14 protein-coding genes and 1 riboswitch are annotated in these 15,567 nt (G+C 66.5%); of the genes, 6 read left to right on the top strand and 8 right to left on the bottom strand.

The features are described 5' to 3' along the window. Positions 1 to 95: 95 nt before the first annotated feature. From ACFWHR_RS14030 to glyA, 5 genes are all read right to left on the bottom strand, one after another. Positions 96 to 1,088: an SRPBCC domain-containing protein gene (locus ACFWHR_RS14030; protein WP_382448933.1), complete on the bottom strand. Its 993-nt coding sequence runs from the start codon at positions 1,086 to 1,088 to the stop codon at positions 96 to 98. 24 nt (positions 1,089 to 1,112) lie between these two features. Continuing rightward, positions 1,113 to 1,541, bottom strand: coding sequence for an ArsR/SmtB family transcription factor (locus ACFWHR_RS14035; protein WP_382448934.1), 429 nt, complete (start codon positions 1,539 to 1,541; stop codon positions 1,113 to 1,115). Positions 1,542 to 1,660: 119 nt separating this feature from the next. Continuing rightward, the gene (locus ACFWHR_RS14040) at positions 1,661 to 2,386 is read right to left on the bottom strand and encodes a VTT domain-containing protein (RefSeq protein WP_382448935.1); all 726 of its coding nucleotides are present in this window, start codon (positions 2,384 to 2,386) and stop codon (positions 1,661 to 1,663) included. A gap of 148 nt (positions 2,387 to 2,534) precedes the next feature. Next, entirely contained in the window at positions 2,535 to 3,410 is an 876-nt protein-coding gene (locus ACFWHR_RS14045) for a bifunctional methylenetetrahydrofolate dehydrogenase/methenyltetrahydrofolate cyclohydrolase (RefSeq protein WP_382448936.1), read from the bottom strand. 3 nt (positions 3,411 to 3,413) lie between these two features. After that, entirely contained in the window at positions 3,414 to 4,697 is a 1,284-nt protein-coding gene (glyA, locus tag ACFWHR_RS14050; RefSeq protein WP_382448937.1) for a serine hydroxymethyltransferase, read from the bottom strand. Positions 4,698 to 4,744: 47 nt separating this feature from the next. Continuing rightward, positions 4,745 to 4,831, bottom strand: a riboswitch (ZMP/ZTP riboswitch). Between the two features lie 100 nt (positions 4,832 to 4,931). Here glyA and ACFWHR_RS14055 point away from each other — a divergent pair. Beyond that, complete coding sequence (locus tag ACFWHR_RS14055; RefSeq protein WP_382448938.1) at positions 4,932 to 5,654, top strand: DUF6882 domain-containing protein; 723 nt, start codon at positions 4,932 to 4,934, stop codon at positions 5,652 to 5,654. A gap of 38 nt (positions 5,655 to 5,692) precedes the next feature. Then, the gene (purU, locus tag ACFWHR_RS14060; RefSeq protein ID WP_382448939.1) at positions 5,693 to 6,580 is read left to right on the top strand and encodes a formyltetrahydrofolate deformylase; all 888 of its coding nucleotides are present in this window, start codon (positions 5,693 to 5,695) and stop codon (positions 6,578 to 6,580) included. On the opposite strand, the gene ACFWHR_RS14065 is transcribed toward purU, so the two are convergent. Next, positions 6,577 to 7,314, bottom strand: a complete 738-nt coding sequence (locus ACFWHR_RS14065; RefSeq protein ID WP_382448940.1) for a TetR/AcrR family transcriptional regulator — start codon at positions 7,312 to 7,314, stop codon at positions 6,577 to 6,579. The two genes, purU and ACFWHR_RS14065, sit on opposite strands and share 4 nt — an antisense overlap. Positions 7,315 to 7,485: 171 nt before the next feature. Here ACFWHR_RS14065 and ACFWHR_RS14070 point away from each other — a divergent pair, with 171 nt between their 5' ends. Together ACFWHR_RS14070 and ACFWHR_RS14075 are read left to right on the top strand one after the other, a co-directional pair. Further along, complete coding sequence (locus ACFWHR_RS14070) at positions 7,486 to 9,144, top strand: amidohydrolase (protein ID WP_382448941.1); 1,659 nt, start codon at positions 7,486 to 7,488, stop codon at positions 9,142 to 9,144. Positions 9,145 to 9,199: 55 nt separating this feature from the next. After that, positions 9,200 to 10,615 carry an APC family permease gene (locus ACFWHR_RS14075; protein ID WP_382448942.1) on the top strand — a complete coding sequence of 472 codons (1,416 nt, stop codon included), beginning with the start codon at positions 9,200 to 9,202 and terminating at the stop codon, positions 10,613 to 10,615. A gap of 19 nt (positions 10,616 to 10,634) precedes the next feature. Here ACFWHR_RS14075 and ACFWHR_RS14080 read toward each other — a convergent pair whose 3' ends face one another. Beyond that, positions 10,635 to 11,309 carry a TetR/AcrR family transcriptional regulator gene (locus tag ACFWHR_RS14080; RefSeq protein ID WP_382448943.1) on the bottom strand — a complete coding sequence of 225 codons (675 nt, stop codon included), beginning with the start codon at positions 11,307 to 11,309 and terminating at the stop codon, positions 10,635 to 10,637. Positions 11,310 to 11,489: 180 nt separating this feature from the next. Between ACFWHR_RS14080 and ACFWHR_RS14085 the strand changes: the two genes are divergently transcribed. Together ACFWHR_RS14085 and ACFWHR_RS14090 are read left to right on the top strand one after the other, a co-directional pair. Then, positions 11,490 to 12,926, top strand: a complete 1,437-nt coding sequence (locus ACFWHR_RS14085) for an APC family permease (RefSeq protein ID WP_382448944.1) — start codon at positions 11,490 to 11,492, stop codon at positions 12,924 to 12,926. A gap of 46 nt (positions 12,927 to 12,972) precedes the next feature. Further along, the gene (locus ACFWHR_RS14090; RefSeq protein ID WP_382448945.1) at positions 12,973 to 14,634 is read left to right on the top strand and encodes an amidohydrolase; all 1,662 of its coding nucleotides are present in this window, start codon (positions 12,973 to 12,975) and stop codon (positions 14,632 to 14,634) included. Between the two features lie 6 nt (positions 14,635 to 14,640). On the opposite strand, the gene ACFWHR_RS14095 is transcribed toward ACFWHR_RS14090, so the two are convergent. Next, positions 14,641 to 15,555 carry a biotin--[acetyl-CoA-carboxylase] ligase gene (locus ACFWHR_RS14095; RefSeq protein WP_382448946.1) on the bottom strand — a complete coding sequence of 305 codons (915 nt, stop codon included), beginning with the start codon at positions 15,553 to 15,555 and terminating at the stop codon, positions 14,641 to 14,643. Positions 15,556 to 15,567 lie beyond the last annotated feature (12 nt).

The following is a 15,567-nucleotide window of genomic DNA, read 5'->3' on the forward strand; positions in this document are numbered from 1 at the left end:
AAGTCCCACTCGGTGTGCACACCCAACGGCTGATCATCCCCCGCGCCGCAGCGCCGAGCGCCCGCACCGCTCGCCGCCGCGCAGAGCGCAGGCCGTTACGCCGCGAGCACCTCCTGCTCGAGGCGAACGTAGCTCGACTCCATGCCGTCGGCCATGCCAGTTGCGAGCACGGCCTCGCGTACTGCAGCGTCGGGGTACGTGATGACGTAGGCGAGCAGCGTGCCGTCCTCGACGGTGGTCAGCGTCATCTCATTCAGCGTCTCGGGGCTCGCCTTGCCCTCGGGGTCCTGCGGCGAAATCATGCGCTCGGTCGTCACGAGCCGGTACGGGGCGGCCAGATCGACGACGACGCCCGCGAATCCGAAACGCTCACCCGATTCGTCGTTCTGCCACTCAGTGCGCAACTGCTGCCCTACTTCAGCGCTAAACTCGCAGACCGGCATGCTCCACCCGTCGGGGCCGAGCTGCCAGCGCCGAATGATCTCTGGGTCGGTGTGCGCGCGCCAGACCTGCTCGAGCGACCCGCGAATGACTCGCGACACCCGCGCCTGCGTGTCACCAATGAGCTGCACCTCGGTCGCACGCCCAGCGGCAAACGCCTGGAGATCCTCGACGACCGCGTCGATCTGACCCATCGCGGCGCGCATGCCCTCTTCCATTCCCATTGCCTTGAGCTGTTCGAGCTCTTCGAGCGAGCCGAAGTGGGTGGTCGTGGTGAGCCGCGAGCCGAGCGCGGTCTCGGTGAATTCGAACACCATGCGCATGCTCGGCAGGTCGGTGTTCGGAGTGCCGTCGTCGTGCGCGAAACCGTCGCGCACCTCAAACGAGTGCGGCGCCTCGACCGCGACCCACTGCCAGTACCCGGCGCTGCGGTCACCCTCGGGTCCGGTCATGTAGTAGTTGCTGACGCCGCCCGGCGCCGCGTCGTGACGCAGAAACGTTGCCGGGTACTCGGGCGGACCCCAAAAGCGCTCGATCTGACGCGGGTCCGTGTACGCGTCCCAGAGGCGTCGCACTGAGACGGTGAAGTCGGCGACTACGGCGAGGGTGAATGCCTCGGTGTCGGTGGTGACTGAGGTGATGGGCATGATTTCGGCCTTTCGTGAAGGGGTCTACTGGGGTAGGGAGTCTGCTGACCCGGCAGCACCGCCGGGCTCTTCGGCGAGAAACGCGTCGAGTCGGTCGATGCGCGCCCGCCAGAGCTGCTCAAAGTGATCGAGCAGCCGCTGCGCGCGGCGGATGGTCTCGGGGTTGCCTCGGATGATGCGCTCCCTTCCCTGCGGGGTGCGGGCGACGAGATCGGCCGCTTCGAGCACCGCGACGTGCTTCTGCACAGCTGCAAACGACATGTCGTAGTCGGCTGCAAGCTCTGAAATCGACGCGGCTGCCGTCAGCGTGCGCCGCACGATATCGCGCCGCGTCGCGTCTGCGAGCGCACGGAAAATGCGATTCACCTCGGCGTCGCTGAGCGCGTCAGAGTCACCGGACTGGTCGGGGCCGCCGACGCCCGGGCGCTGCTGGGGTGAGAATCGTGAAACCATTTGGTTGTACGTTACGGGACGACAGAGCACCAGTCAACCCCGATCTTGCGCGCGGCCACCAGCCGCCACGGCAGCGGCCGCCAGCCGCCACGGCGCCGAATGGCTCGCGCCCAGCTGCCTTACTCGGCCGCGGCGGTCGATTCCGGATCGCCGCCCGCGGCGGCGGCCCGGCGCTTCGCGCGCCACGACGAGAACGCGCGGAAGAGTTCGAACAGAATCGGCACACCGGGAATCAGCACGAGCACGATGATGAAGACCTCGCTGTACTCGCGTACGAACGGAATCTGGCCGAGGAAGAATCCGAGCAGCGTAACGCCAACTCCCCAGAGGAGCGCGCCGATCGCGTTGTACAACACGAAGTGCCGATACTCCATTTTGCCCACGCCAGCCGCGGCCGGCACGAACGCTCGGAACACCGGCAGGAAGCGCGCGATGATGATCGCCTTCGGGCCGTGCTTCTCAAAGAACGCGTGCGTGCGCGCCACGTTTTCGGGGTTGAAGAGGCGGCTCTTCTCCCGCTTAAAGATCGCGGGCCCGAGCTTTCGCCCGATCATGAATCCCATTTGGTCGCCGGCAAACGCGAAGATGAAGAGCAGCAGGCAGGTGATCCAAATCGGAATGTCGATGATGCCCGTGGCGGTGAAGAGACCCACCGTGAAGAGCAGGGAATCGCCGGGCAGAAATGCCAGCACGAGCACGCCGGTTTCAAGAAACACGAAGGCACACGCGAGTATCAGGGCGATCCAGCCGCCGGTCTTGAGCAGCGTCTCGGGGTCGAGCCAGTCGATGCCGAACAGCGCGGGGACGGTCGCGATCGTGGAGAGGGCGGTGGTCGTCAGGGTCACGTGCGGAGCTCAGCTTTCGTCGGGTTGAATCGCGGGCACGACGCCTCTAAGTATGCCGCGCCCGCCTGAAAGCTCGGGCCGGGCACACAAACGCCCGCGGTGGAGTTCACCGCGGGCGTTTGTAGGGCACAGGTGCCAACCGTCGAGATCAGGCGCGCTCAGCCATCTCCACGACGTTTTGCAGCAGCAGCGCGCGAGTCATCGGGCCAACCCCTCCGGGGTTCGGCGACACCCAGGCCGCAACTTCGGCGACCGCGGGCTCAACATCACCGACGACGCGGCTCTTGCCGGTCTCGGGGTCTGTCTCGCGCGAAACTCCGACGTCGAGCACGATGGCGCCGGGCTGCACATCCGCAGCGCGCACGATGCCCGCCGAGCCGGCGGCCGCGACGATCACGTCGGCCTGACGCAGGATCGCGCCGAGATCTTGCGTTCCCGTGTGGGTGAGGGTCACCGTGGCGTTGTACTCGCGGCGCGTGAGCAGGGGGCCGATCGGACGGCCTACTGTAACGCCGCGCCCGATGACGACAACGTGCTTGCCCTCCCACGAAATGCCATTGCGCTCGACAAGCTCAATGACTCCGCGCGGCGTGCACGGCAGCGGCGAAGTGATCGGGCGATTCGCGTTCAGCACGAGGCGACCGAGGTTCGTCGGGTGCAGCCCGTCCGCGTCTTTGTCGGGGTCGATTCGCTCGAGAATCCGATCGGTGTCGATGTGCTTCGGCAGCGGCAGCTGCACGATGTATCCCGTGCAGGCATCGTCGGCGTTCAGCTCGTCGAGCACGGCCTCAAGCTCGTGCTGGGTGACAGTTTCAGGCAGCTCGCGCTTGATCGACGCGATGCCAACCTCTGCACAGTCGCGGTGCTTACCGGCGACATACCACTGGGAACCCGGGTCAGCGCCGACGAGCACGGTCGCGAGACCGGGCACGACACCGCGCTCGCGCAGCGCGGCCACGCGAACGGTGAGTTCCTGCTTGATGTCGGCGGCAGCTGCCTTCCCGTCGAGAAGTTCAGCGGCCACGGTTTACCACTCCTCGAGGCCGGGGTACAGCGGGAACGCGTCTGCGAGCGACTTCACGCGCGCCGACAGCGCCTCGACGTCGCCACTCTGCTGCAGCGTCTGCGCGATGATGTCTGCCACCTCCGCGAACTCGGCGTCGCCGAAGCCGCGGGTCGCGAGCGCGGGCGTACCGATGCGCAGGCCGGAGGTGACCATCGGCGGGCGAGGATCGAACGGCACCGCGTTGCGGTTCACCGTGATGCCGACGGCGTGCAGCGCGTCCTCCGCCTGCTGGCCGTCGAGTGGCGAGTTGCGCAGATCAGCGAGCACGAGGTGCACGTCGGTGCCACCCGTGAGTACGTCAACGCCAGCGGTCTTCGATGCCTCGGTCGTGAGCGCCGTTGCGAGCAGCTTGGCGCCCGACAGGGTGCGCACCTGGCGGTCCTTGAACTCATCGGTCGCTGCGAGCTTGAACGCTGTCGCCTTCGCGGCGATCACGTGCATGAGGGGCCCACCCTGCTGGCCGGGGAAGACGTTGGAGTTGAGCTTCTTGTGCAGGTCAAGATCGTTCGTGAGAATGAAGCCAGAGCGCGGGCCACCGATGGTCTTGTGCACGGTAGACGAGACGACGTGGGCGTGAGGCACCGGGTTCGGGTAAAGACCGGCGGCGACGAGCCCGGCGAAGTGCGCCATGTCCACCCACAGGGTCGCGCCGACCTCGTCGGCGATCTCGCGGAACTTCGCGAAGTCGAGCGTGCGCGGGTAGGCCGACCAGCCGGCGATGATCACCTTGGGGCGGTGCTCGAGCGCCTGCTGGCGCACGACGTCCATGTCAACGAGGAACGTCTCGGGATCGACGCCGTACGAGGCGACCTTGTAGAGCTTGCCCGAGAAGTTGAGCTTCATGCCGTGCGTGAGGTGGCCGCCGTGCGCGAGCTCGAGGCCAAGAATCGTGTCTCCGGGCTCGGCGATGGCCGAGAGCACCGCGGCGTTCGCCGTGGCACCCGAGTGGGGCTGCACATTCGCGTACGCTGCACCGAAGAGCGACTTGGCACGCTCACGCGCCAGCTCTTCAGCGACGTCGACAAACTCGCAACCGCCGTAATAGCGGCGGCCGGGGTAGCCCTCGGCGTACTTATTGGTGAGCACCGAACCCTGCGATTCGAGCACGGCGCGCGGCACGAAGTTCTCGCTGGCGATCATCTCCAGCGTGGAGCGCTGGCGGTTGAGCTCGTTCTTGAGCACCGCTGCGATCTCGGGGTCGACAACCTCGAGTGGCTCGTTGAAAAAGGCTGACTGGGTGGACATGCAATGCTCCTCAGTGGTGATTCGCGCGTGCGCGCGGCAACATTTCCGGATGCGACCCAGGCGAGCGGCCGCTCCTTGCAAGCAGGTGTCGTTTCCCGATGGTGACCATCTGTACGCCAGTCACGACGGCTTCAGCTTAGCAACACCGGGTCGCGCGGCGGCCGGTGACGTGACCACGGAGGTCACATAGTCTGCGTTCTGGTAATCCTCAGGCAGTGTGCATAGCGTGTCCCCATGTCGTTCACGTCGCTGGAACCCCTTGAGAACCGCTCGACCCTGTTCGCTGTGCTCCGCCAGGAACAACTCGGCGTGCTCACCGACACCCTCGGCGAACACCGCTGGGACGTCGACATGCAGGCGGGCACGTTGGCTTTCTCATCGCTCCACGACCCGCAGCGACGCATCGAATGCCGTGCGCACTTTATCGCCTCGATCGCGCCCGGCCCGCGTTCGCTGCTGTGGGGGTGGGCGCACCCGAACGGTGACCCGAACGGCCAGGCGGCTGCGCTCCGCGCCTACGGCGAGGCGAACGGCATTACTGAGCTGACGCAGCCGGAGCTCCCCCTCCTCGACCTCGGCGACGATCCCGCCGCGGGCGTGGCGCAGATCGCTCACCAGATCGGCGCGGTCGCAATAGCGATCACCGGCCGCTCGCCCTACTATTCATCGCCGCTCGGCGGCGGTTCGCGCGCCGTGTTCATGCTCGAAGCGCCGCTGCCTCCGCTCACCCTGGCAGAGGCACTGCCGTCGCTTCCTCGACTCATTGGCACGCTGCCGCTACGCGACGCGCGCACCGCTGTGTGGGGACTCGCGCAGCACGCCGGCTGGCAGCTGGAGTGGAGCGACGCAGAGTTCACCGGGGCCCGACTCACCGATGGCAGCACGAACGCGGCGACATTTACGTTCGACCAGGCGGGGCGCATCACCGGGTTGCAGGCGTCACTCACCCAGCCCTGACCGCTGCGACACCCACACGATCCACTACCCTGGGGGGCGTGACTTCGCTCTCCAACTCCGCCACCGCCGCCGACACCCAGTGGGTGCTCACCCTGTCTTGCATCGACGGCCCGGGTATCGTGCACTCGATCAGCGGTGCGATCGTCGCGGCGGGCGGCAACATCGTCGAGAGCCAGCAGTTCGCATCCGCCGACACCGGACGCTTCTTCATGCGTCTGCAGGTCGAGGCGGTTGCGCAGCCAGAAACCTTCGACGGCAGGTTCGCCGATGCGCTCGCGCCGGTGACCGAGCGCTATCACATGACGTGGCGCCTCGACCGGGCCGATCGGCCCGTGCGGACATTGATTCTGGCGTCAACCGCGACGCACTGCGTCAACGATCTGCTCTATCGTCGCCGCGCGGGCCAACTCGCGATCGACGTGCCGCTCGTGCTGTCGAATCACGAGACCGTGCGCGACATTGCCGAGTTCTACGATGTGCCGTTCGAGCACCGAGCCATCGCCGGCGCCGAAGATAAGGCCGCGTTCGAGGCACGGGTCATCGAGGCCGTCGAGCAGCTCGACATTGAACTCGTCGTGCTCGCGCGCTACATGCAGATTCTCTCCCCAGAGCTCTGCGCCGCGCTCGAGGGCCGCGCCATTAACATCCATCACTCGTTCCTGCCCGGATTTAAGGGCGCGAACCCCTATAAGCAGGCGCACCAGCGCGGCGTGAAGCTGATCGGCGCGACCGCGCACTTCGTGACGACCGACCTCGACGAGGGACCAATCATCGAGCAAGACACTCTGCGCGTCGACCACGGCTACACGGTCCGTTCGCTGACCCAGTTGGGTCAAGACGTTGAGGCGCGAGTGCTGCGCCACGCGGTGCGCTCATACGCCGAGAACCGCATTCTCGTCGACGGCGATCGCACGATTATTTTCTAACCCGCGATCTTTTCGCCTGCGGTTGTCGCGCCCGGGGTCGTCTCACGCGCGACGCCGCCGCTCGGCAGTGCCGCAAACTCTGCCCGCAGCCCGATGAGCATCGAGCGCAACCCGATCTCGAAGGCGTCGTCCGCCGGGCTCACGCCTGTTGCGGCGAGCGCGGACGCCCGCGCCCGATAGACGCCGGAGAATCCCGGAACGTCGGTGCGGGGCCCGGGATCGAGCATGGTCTGGTCGGCGGCGAGGTCGAGGGCGGCTCCCAGGATGAAACACTCCAGCGCGACGATCACTGAAAGCGCGCGCTCCTCTGGCCAGCCCGCGCGCACGAGCGCGGCGGCGACCGCGTCGTACATCAGTGACGTCGCCGAATCGGGGTCGAGCGGTTGCACGGCGAGCAACGCGATGGTCGGCGGGTGGGAGGCGAATGCGAGCCGGTAGCCGAGTGCCCACTGTTCGAGGGCCGCATCCCACGGCAGCCGAGTGAAGGGTTCGGTCGGAATGCGCTCGCTCACGAGGTCACGTACGCCCGCAACGAGCGCCGCCTGACCGGCGACGTGGTTGTACAGCGACGAGGGTCGCACGCCGAGTTCTTTGGCGATCGCACGCATACCGGCGCCGTCGACGCCGTGTTCGTCGATGAGTCGGAGCGCAGTCTCGTGAATGAGACGTGGCGAGAGCACGTTCTGCTTCGGGCGACCCGCGCGGCGCTTCGCGGTGGGTGCGTCGGTGGTCATGTCACTCCTTCGTGTGCTCACCTGAGATGTGTAACAAAAGTGTTCGTTTGCTCGCGCTCGTCGCGAATCCGTACTATTCTCAACCCGCCGGTAAACGAACCTCGTTCGTTTACCACTGTAGTCCCCGCCACCAGGCAACGAGCACCAGGCACCGAGCAGCAAGGATGCAGCATGAGCGAAGCTTCGCACGCCACCGTATTTGTGAACGGAACCGTCATCGTCGATCCGGCGTCGGCGTCGGGCGCGGTGACGAGCGAAGCCGTTGCGTTCCAGGGCGATCGGGTCGTGGCTCTCGGGAGCGAGGCGCAGGCAATCGCGGCGGGCGCTGGCAGCGACCCTGCGCTCACAGTGATCGATCTCGCGAGCGGCACCCTTGCTCCCGGCATCGGCGACGGCCACGCACACCCGCTACTCGGTGGCATCGAGGCACTCGGGCCGCGCGTGCGCGAGGCGGCAGACCTCGCGGGGATTCTCGCTGCTGTGGCCGAGTGGAAGGCCGCACACCCCGATGCTGAGTGGATTGTGGGCGCGAGCTACGACGCGACGTTCGCCGAGGGAGGTCTGTTTGACGCGCGATGGCTCGACGAGGTCACGGGCGACACCCCCACAATTTTGCGCGCCTGGGATTACCACACGGCGTGGGTGAATAGCGCGGCGCTCGCAGCTGGCGGCATCACCGCTGAGACCCCCGACCCCGAGCTGGGGCGCATCGTGCGCCGCGACGACGGCTCCCCGCTGGGCACACTGCAGGAGGCGGCCGCCAACAACTTCATCGCCGACGTCGTGCCCGCGTTCACGCTGGACGATCGCCTCGACGCCATTGAGCGGGCCACGCGCGGGTATGCCGAGCAGGGCACGACCTGGATTCAGGATGCCTGGGTCGAGGCCGCCGATCTCGCGCTCTACCTCGAGGCCGCGAAGCAGCATCGCCTGCACACGCGAGTCAATCTGGCGTTCCGCGCCGATCCAGCACGCTGGCGAGAGCAGGTCGCTGAATTCACTGCCGCCCGCGAGAGCGTGCGCGACCTCGCACACCCCCGGCTCAGCGGTGAAACCGTGAAGTTCTTTCTCGACGGCGTGATTGAGAGCCACACGGCGGCCCTCATCGAGCCCTACGCAGATCGGCCAACGGACCGCGGCTTGCCGAACTGGAGCGACGTCGAACTCGGCGAAGCGGTGCGCGCGTTCGACGCCGCCGGTTTCCAGCTGCACCTCCACGCCATCGGTGACGCCGCGAACCGCAGCGCCCTCGACGCGCTCGAGAGCGCCCGCGCAGCGGGCGGATCCGGCGCCGATTCCCATCACGTCATCGCCCACGTCGCCCTGCTCGACCCCGCAGATGTCGACCGCTTCGCGGAGCTCGACATCATCGCCAACTTCGAACCGTACTGGGCGCAGTGCGACGCCGTCATGCGCGACCTCACTATCCCGCACCTCGGTCACTCTCGCGAGGGCTGGCAATACCTGATCGGGTCGGTACACCGAAGTGGCGCAACAGTCACGTTCGGCAGCGATTGGCCCGTGACCACGCGCGACTGGCGTCCGGCACTGTCGACGGCAATCACCCGGCACAGCCACACCGAGCCGGGCGCCGACGCGTGGTTGCCCGACGAGCGCGTTGACGCAGGCACCGCCCTTGCCGCCTACACCGCTGGTATCGCGCGCCAGGCGCTCGCGACCGACCGCGGCACACTCGCCGTAGGCATGGTCGCAGACGCTGTCTGGTTGTCAGCGAATCCGCTCGCGATCGCGCCGGAGGCAATCGCCGACCTCACCGTCCACGGCACCTGGCTGGCCGGGGAACCCACGTTCCACGGCGACGCACACTAACCCGCACCAACTCGCCCCGCACGACACCTCATCGCACGACTCAAAGGAGACCACCGTGAGCGATACAACGACCCAGCCGCGACTCAAACGCGCGCTCGGCCTCACCGGCCTGACCCTGTTCGGGGTGACCTACATGACGGTCATCACTGTGTTCACGACCTACGGAATTGTGAACCAGGTCACCGACGGCCACCTCCCCTCCGCCTACGTGGTCGCGGTGGTCACGATGCTCTTCACGGCCGCCAGCTACGGCGCGATGGTGCGCAAATACCCCGTGGCCGGATCGGCCTACACCTATACGCAGCAGTCGTTTGGCGGCGCGGCCGGGTTCTTGACCGGCTGGGTGATGCTGCTTGATTACCTGTTCATTCCGATGATCAACTTCATGCTCATCGGCATCTACCTCAACACGCAGTTCCCGGCGGTGCCGATCTGGGTGTTCACGCTCGTCTCACTGCTGCTGGTGTTGCTCTTTAACATTTTGGGCATCAACCTCGTGAACAAGGTCAACTTCGTGATCATCGCTCTTTCCGTGGTGCTCGTCGTCGTGTTCGTCGCCCTCGCGTTCAAGCAGTATCTCGGTGGCGATCAGGCGGTCGGACTCATTGAGCCCTTCACGTTCGGCGAGGGCGGCATCGGTGCCGTCGCTTCCGGCGCCGCGATTCTCGCCCTCTCGTTCCTGGGGTTCGACGCCGTATCAACGCTCTCGGAAGAGGCGAAGCACCCGCGCCGCGACATTCCGCGCGCGATCGTGCTCTCGACCCTGCTCGGCGGTTTCTTCTTCATCCTGGTCTCGTGGGCCGGCGCGCTCGCCTTCAACCCCGACTGGTCAGCTCTGAGCGGCGATCAGATTGACGCCGCGGGTACGACGGTCATGGACAGTTTCGGCACGAGCTGGTTCACGGCCTTCTTTGTCGCGATCTACGTGGTCGGCGCCTTCGGTTCGGGCATGACCGGGCAGGTCTCGGTGTCGCGCATCCTCTACGCGATGGGCCGCGACGGCATGCTTCCGAAGCCGCTCTCACGACTGCACCAGCGCTTCGGAACGCCGGTCGTTGCCGCGGTCATCGTGTCGGTGTTCGCGCTCTCGGCGCTGTTCCTGTCGCTCGACACAGTCGCATTCATGATTAGCTTCGGCGCGCTCGCCGCATTCGCGATGGTGAATCTCTCAGTCATTCGCACGTATCTGTTCCCGAAGAACGGCAAGCGTCCCGAGGGCGCGTGGGCGTGGATTCGCTACGGCGTCATGCCGCTGATCGGGTTTGCCCTGACGATCTGGCTCTGGACCTCACTGCAGGCGCTCACCTGGCTCGTCGGCGGCATCTGGCTCGTCGTGGGCGTCATCATCATCGCGATCGTGACGGGCGGCTTCCGTCGCCCGGTGCCGATGATGGACTTCTCAGAGAACGACCCGAGCACCCAGCAGATCGACCAAATGGGCGAGGACTACCCGCTCGACCCGCGGGCCTAGCGGGAGTAGCGGGGGTGGCCTAGTCCGCCGCCGAGTCGCGCTCGGCCTGCTCAGCGCGCAATCCGCGCAGCAGCAGGCCGAGCCCGGCTTCGAATGCTTGGTCTGCCGGGCCGGTACCGGTGCGTGTGACGAGCTGCTCTCGGTCGCGATAGGCGGCAGTGAACTCTGGCACGTCGTCGCGGTCGCCCGCGTGCAGCATGTCGGGCGCCGCGGCGGCGTCGAGCGCCGATCCCAGAATGAACGACTCGAACGCGACGAGAATATTGAGCGCCTCGGCGTGCTCCCACCCCTCGGTCACGAGCAGTCCGACGATGCGGTCATACGACGGGAACACATCTGATTCCGAGTCAAACGGCATCACAGCCAGCAGTGCGATCGTCGGCGGGTGGGCGGCGAAGGCGTCTCGATATGAGCGCGCCCAGGCGGCGAGCGCCGCGTCCCACGGTTCCCGCTCGAGTTCGGCTTGCGAAATGCGACCCGCAATCACCTCGCGGATGCCGCGAAACACGTCTTCTTTGTTGGCAACGTGGTTATAGAGCGCTGACGGCCTCACGCCGAGCTCGCGCGCAAGATCACGCATGCCGAACCCCTCACCGTGCTCGTCGAGCAGGTCGAGCGCGGTTTCGACGATCCTGACGCGCGACAGTACCTGTTCGCTGGGGCGCCCGACGCGTCGATGGGTCACTTCACTCACGTGCAATACTCCCTCGTCCGCCGTGGTGCTGGCGCGATTTTCAAATTTCAGACTCGCGCTCGAAACATTCTCGGTTTAGTCTATTCAAGTCAAAAAGAACATTGTTCATTTTGGTCGTCGATCCGAAGATGGAATCGGCGCAGACTCACCGGCACCAGCCGTCACATCACAGGAGATTCAGTGAGCGAAGCAACCGGTGCGCACCTCAAGCGCACGCTCGGCCCGATCACCCTCACGCTGTTCGGGCTTTCGTACATGGCGGTCGGCACCGTCTTTACGACCTACGGCATCGTCAACCAGCTCACCAATGGGCACCTCGTAGACTCCTACGTCGTCGCGCTCGTCGTGATGCTGTTCACCGCTGCGAGCTATTCGGCAATGGTGCGTCGCTACCCCGTTGCGGGATCGGCCTACACGTATTCGCAACAGGCCTTCGGGGGCGCGACCGGCTTCCTCACGGGTTGGGTGCTGATGCTCGACTACCTGTTCATCCCCATGATCAATTTCTTGATTCTCGGGTTGTACGTGAGCACGCAATTCCCCAGTATCCCGGCGTGGATCTTCACGCTCGCCGCCCTGCTCGCCGTGTTCGTTTTCAACGTGCTCGGCATCTCGCTCGTCGGCAAAATCAACACGGTCATCGTTGTCGTGTCGCTCGCAGCGGTCATCGTGTTCGCGATACTTGCCATCAAGTTCGCGATCAATGATCCGAACGCGCCGTCGCTGCTCGAACCGTTTATTCCGGGATCGGACGACTACAGTCCTATCTTTACCGGTGCCGCCGTGCTCGCCCTATCGTTCCTCGGATTCGACGCCGTCTCGACGCTCTCGGAAGAAGCAAAGAACCCGCGCCGAGACATTCCGCGCGCAATCATGTGGACCACCATCGTCGGCGGCATCATCTTCATCGGTGTCTCGTGGGTCGGCGCGCGCGCCTACTATCTCTCCGACTGGAGTACCGCGTCTGACGACCTGCTGAACGCGGCTGGAGCCGTCCTCTTCAGCCACGTGGGCGGCGACGTGCTCGCGGCAATCTTCGTGATCATCACGGTCGCAGGCTGTTTCGGCTCCGGGCTCGCGGGCCAGGTCGCCGTCTCGCGCATCCTGTACTCGATGGGCCGCGACGGCATCCTGCCGAAGCCCCTCGGTCGCCTCTCCAAGCGCTTTGGCACCCCCATCATCGCCGCAATTACGGTGTCGACCGTCGCGCTCGCGAGCCTCTTCGTCAGCCTCGACCAGGCAGCATTCATGATCAGTTTCGGCGCGCTCGCCGCGTTCGCGATGGTCAACCTGTCGGTTATTCGCACGTACCTCTTCCCGAAGGGCGGCCGCACCGAGCCTGCGACGGCGTGGCACTGGTTCCGCTACGGCGTGATTCCGCTGATCGGCTTCGTGCTCACGATCTGGCTGTGGACCTCACTCGAGGGTCTGACGTGGATCATCGGCGGAATCTGGCTACTCATCGGCGTCGTTATCCTCGCCCTCAAGACCGGTTTCTTCCGCAAGCCGGTGCCGAAGCTGAACTTCTCCGAGGAGGTGCCGTCGACCGAGGCGATCGACGCACTCTCGGCCGAGTATCCGCTCGACGAGCACGCTGCGCCGCGCGCCGAACGCTAGTCGTTCGTCACCTCTCTTCACGACAGTTTCGATCCCGGAGGCCGCAATGCCCACCACCATCTACCGCAATGCCGTCGTATTCACCGCCGAACAGGCGCTCGGCCAGCAGCCAGCGCTCGCCGAGGCGTTCGCCGTCACCGACGGGGCGTTTAGCGCCGTCGGATCGCTCGATGAGGTGCGCGCTGCGGTTTCTGCGGCTGGAGCACAGGAGGGGGCTCCGACGGAGGTCGATCTGGCGGGTCGTTTTGTGGCGCCCGGCGTGATCGACTCACACACCCATCTCGTGGGGTTCGGGGAGTCGCTCGCTCGCGTGCAGCTGCGCGATTGCGCGTCACTTGAAGAGATGCAGCAGCGCCTGAGCGCGGCGCGAGCCGCTGATCCGGCCGCGCAGCGCGTGCTCGGCAGCGGGTGGCTGTTCAACGCGATCGCTGACGGTCAGCCGACCGCGGCGATGATCGACGCGGCGCTCCCCGACGTGCCCGTCTATCTCGACGCGAACGACTTCCACTCGGTGTGGGTGAACTCCGCTGCGCTGCGCGAAATGGGCATCACGCGCGAAACACCCGACCCGGTGGGTGGAGAGATCGTGCGAGACGCTGGCGGCGAGGCCACCGGACTGCTGCTCGAAACAGCCGGCACACAGTACGCGCGGGCATACCTGCTCGCGCAGACCACCGAGGCCGACATTGTCGCGGCGCTCGACCGGGCATTCGCGGCGTATCTCGCGGCTGGCGTCACGGGGGTGACGGAGATGTCGCTGAATGCTGAGGAGGTCGCTGGCCTCCGCGCCATTGTCGCTCGCGACGGACGGCTGCCATTCCCGATCACCGCGCACTGGATCTTGGAGCCGACGGGAGACACGGAGCGCGATCTCGCGGGCGTCACGCTGATCACCGAGCTGCGTGACGAGATCGCCGCGAGCCCGGCCGCCGACTGGCTGCGGGTCGCGGGCGTGAAGTTCATCATGGACGGCGTCATCGACGCCTGCACGGCCACGATGCTGGCTCCGTACGCAAACGGCAGCAATGCCGAACCGATCTGGACGGCAGAGCGCATCTTGCCGGTCGCCGAGGCGGCCGACCGCGCGGGCCTGCAGATCGCGATGCACGCGATCGGCGACCGAACAAGCCAGATCGCGCTCGACGTCGTCGAGCACTGCGCAGTGGTCAACGGCCCGCGCGCACGACGGCACCGTATCGAGCATCTCGAGAGCGTGGCCGACGACACGATCACGCGCATGGGCGAACTCGGGGTCATAGCGTCAATGCAACCCGTCCACTGTGACCCCGCGGTGCTCGACAACTGGAAGGCGCAGCTCGGCGACGAACGCCAGGAACTCGGTTTCCCGTGGCACAAGTTCCGCGAGGCCGGCGTCGCCATGACGCTCGGCACTGACGCACCGACGGCGCCGCACGCCGCGCTCCCGAACCTCTACATTGCGCTCACCGGTGCCTCGGCGCTCGCTCCCGAGCGCGAGCCGTACCACCCGGAGCGCGTGTTCACGCCCGCCGACGCGCTCACCGCGGTCACAGCCGGCGGCGCCTTCGCGGGAGAGATGGACGCGACGACGGGTCGGATCCGACCGGGGTTGCACGCCAACTTCATCGTGCTCGACATCAATCCGCTTGAGGCCGCTCCCGAAGCACTGCTCGACGCCGGCGTGCACCGCAGCTACGTGCTGGGCGAGGAGCGCTACCGCTCCGCGTGACCGTACCTACCGGAGGTGCTCGACGTCTCCCGCGGACACCGTGAGTTCGCCGCCGGTCGGCAGATCGACGATGAGCGAGCCGTCCGCGGCGAGTGCGCGGGCGCGCCCGTCGACGATCTGGCCGCCGGGCAGGTGCACGCGCACCTCGGTGCCGAGCGTGAGCGAGTGGCGGGCGACGCGGGCGCGGGCGGCGTCGGGGTCGTCCGCCGCGAGGCGCACGAGGCGCAACAGTTCGGCGCTGTAGTCGGCCAGCACACGGTCGACCAGGTCGTGGCCAGCGGGCTCCGCGAGGGTTTCAGCGCCGCCCGTGTCAGCGCCCGCGGCGAGCAGCGATGTCGCGCGGTCGGTGGGCAGCTCCCATTCAGGGATCAGCAGGTTAATGCCGGTGCCGACGATGATCGTGTGGCCGGCATTCGCTGCACCCGGCTCCCCCGGAAGCAACTCGCACAGGATGCCGCAGAGCTTCTTGCCGGGGCTTCCGGCGATGGCGTCGTGCTCATCGCGCACGTGCACGTCGTTCGGCCATTTCACGCCGACGCGCTTCGCCTCAGCACTGTCGCTGTCACCGTCGGGACCGAGGGCGTTCGCCGCCGCGGCGGTAAAGTGCGATTGCAGCGCGGTAACGATCGCCGAACCGGCGAGCAGCGGCAGCCAGCCGGCACCGAGACCCGTGGCCCCGAAGCCGCGCACCAGCAGCGACGCCGCGATCGAGGTGTCGGGCGGTGTCACCCAGCCGCGATCCAAGCGGCCGCGACCGGCGGTTTGATCGCTGGTCGCCAGGAGTGTGCCGTGCGGCGGTGCGGGTACGGGTGCGTCACCCTGTCTGGGTGCGACGAGCTCCCGCAATTCGGCGTTGGTTGATGGCGATGAGTCGCGCCAGATCACCTCGGGCAGCAGCGCGCGCGTGCGGGGAAGCTCCATGGTGATTACGTT

This window comes from Leucobacter sp. NPDC058333 (assembly GCF_042726155.1).
Classification (GTDB): Bacteria; Actinomycetota; Actinomycetes; order Actinomycetales; family Microbacteriaceae; genus Leucobacter.

Coding starts and splice junctions, on each gene's coding strand:
- ACFWHR_RS14030 (WP_382448933.1), bottom strand. CDS start 1,088: ATGCCCATCACCTCAGTCACCACCGACACCGAGGCATTCACCCTCGCC.
- ACFWHR_RS14035 (WP_382448934.1), bottom strand. CDS start 1,541: ATGGTTTCACGATTCTCACCCCAGCAGCGCCCGGGCGTCGGCGGCCCC.
- glyA (WP_382448937.1), bottom strand. CDS start 4,697: ATGTCCACCCAGTCAGCCTTTTTCAACGAGCCACTCGAGGTTGTCGAC.
- ACFWHR_RS14055 (WP_382448938.1), top strand. CDS start 4,932: ATGTCGTTCACGTCGCTGGAACCCCTTGAGAACCGCTCGACCCTGTTC.
- ACFWHR_RS14065 (WP_382448940.1), bottom strand. CDS start 7,314: ATGACCACCGACGCACCCACCGCGAAGCGCCGCGCGGGTCGCCCGAAG.
- ACFWHR_RS14070 (WP_382448941.1), top strand. CDS start 7,486: ATGAGCGAAGCTTCGCACGCCACCGTATTTGTGAACGGAACCGTCATC.
- ACFWHR_RS14090 (WP_382448945.1), top strand. CDS start 12,973: ATGCCCACCACCATCTACCGCAATGCCGTCGTATTCACCGCCGAACAG.
- ACFWHR_RS14095 (WP_382448946.1), bottom strand. CDS start 15,555: ATGGAGCTTCCCCGCACGCGCGCGCTGCTGCCCGAGGTGATCTGGCGC.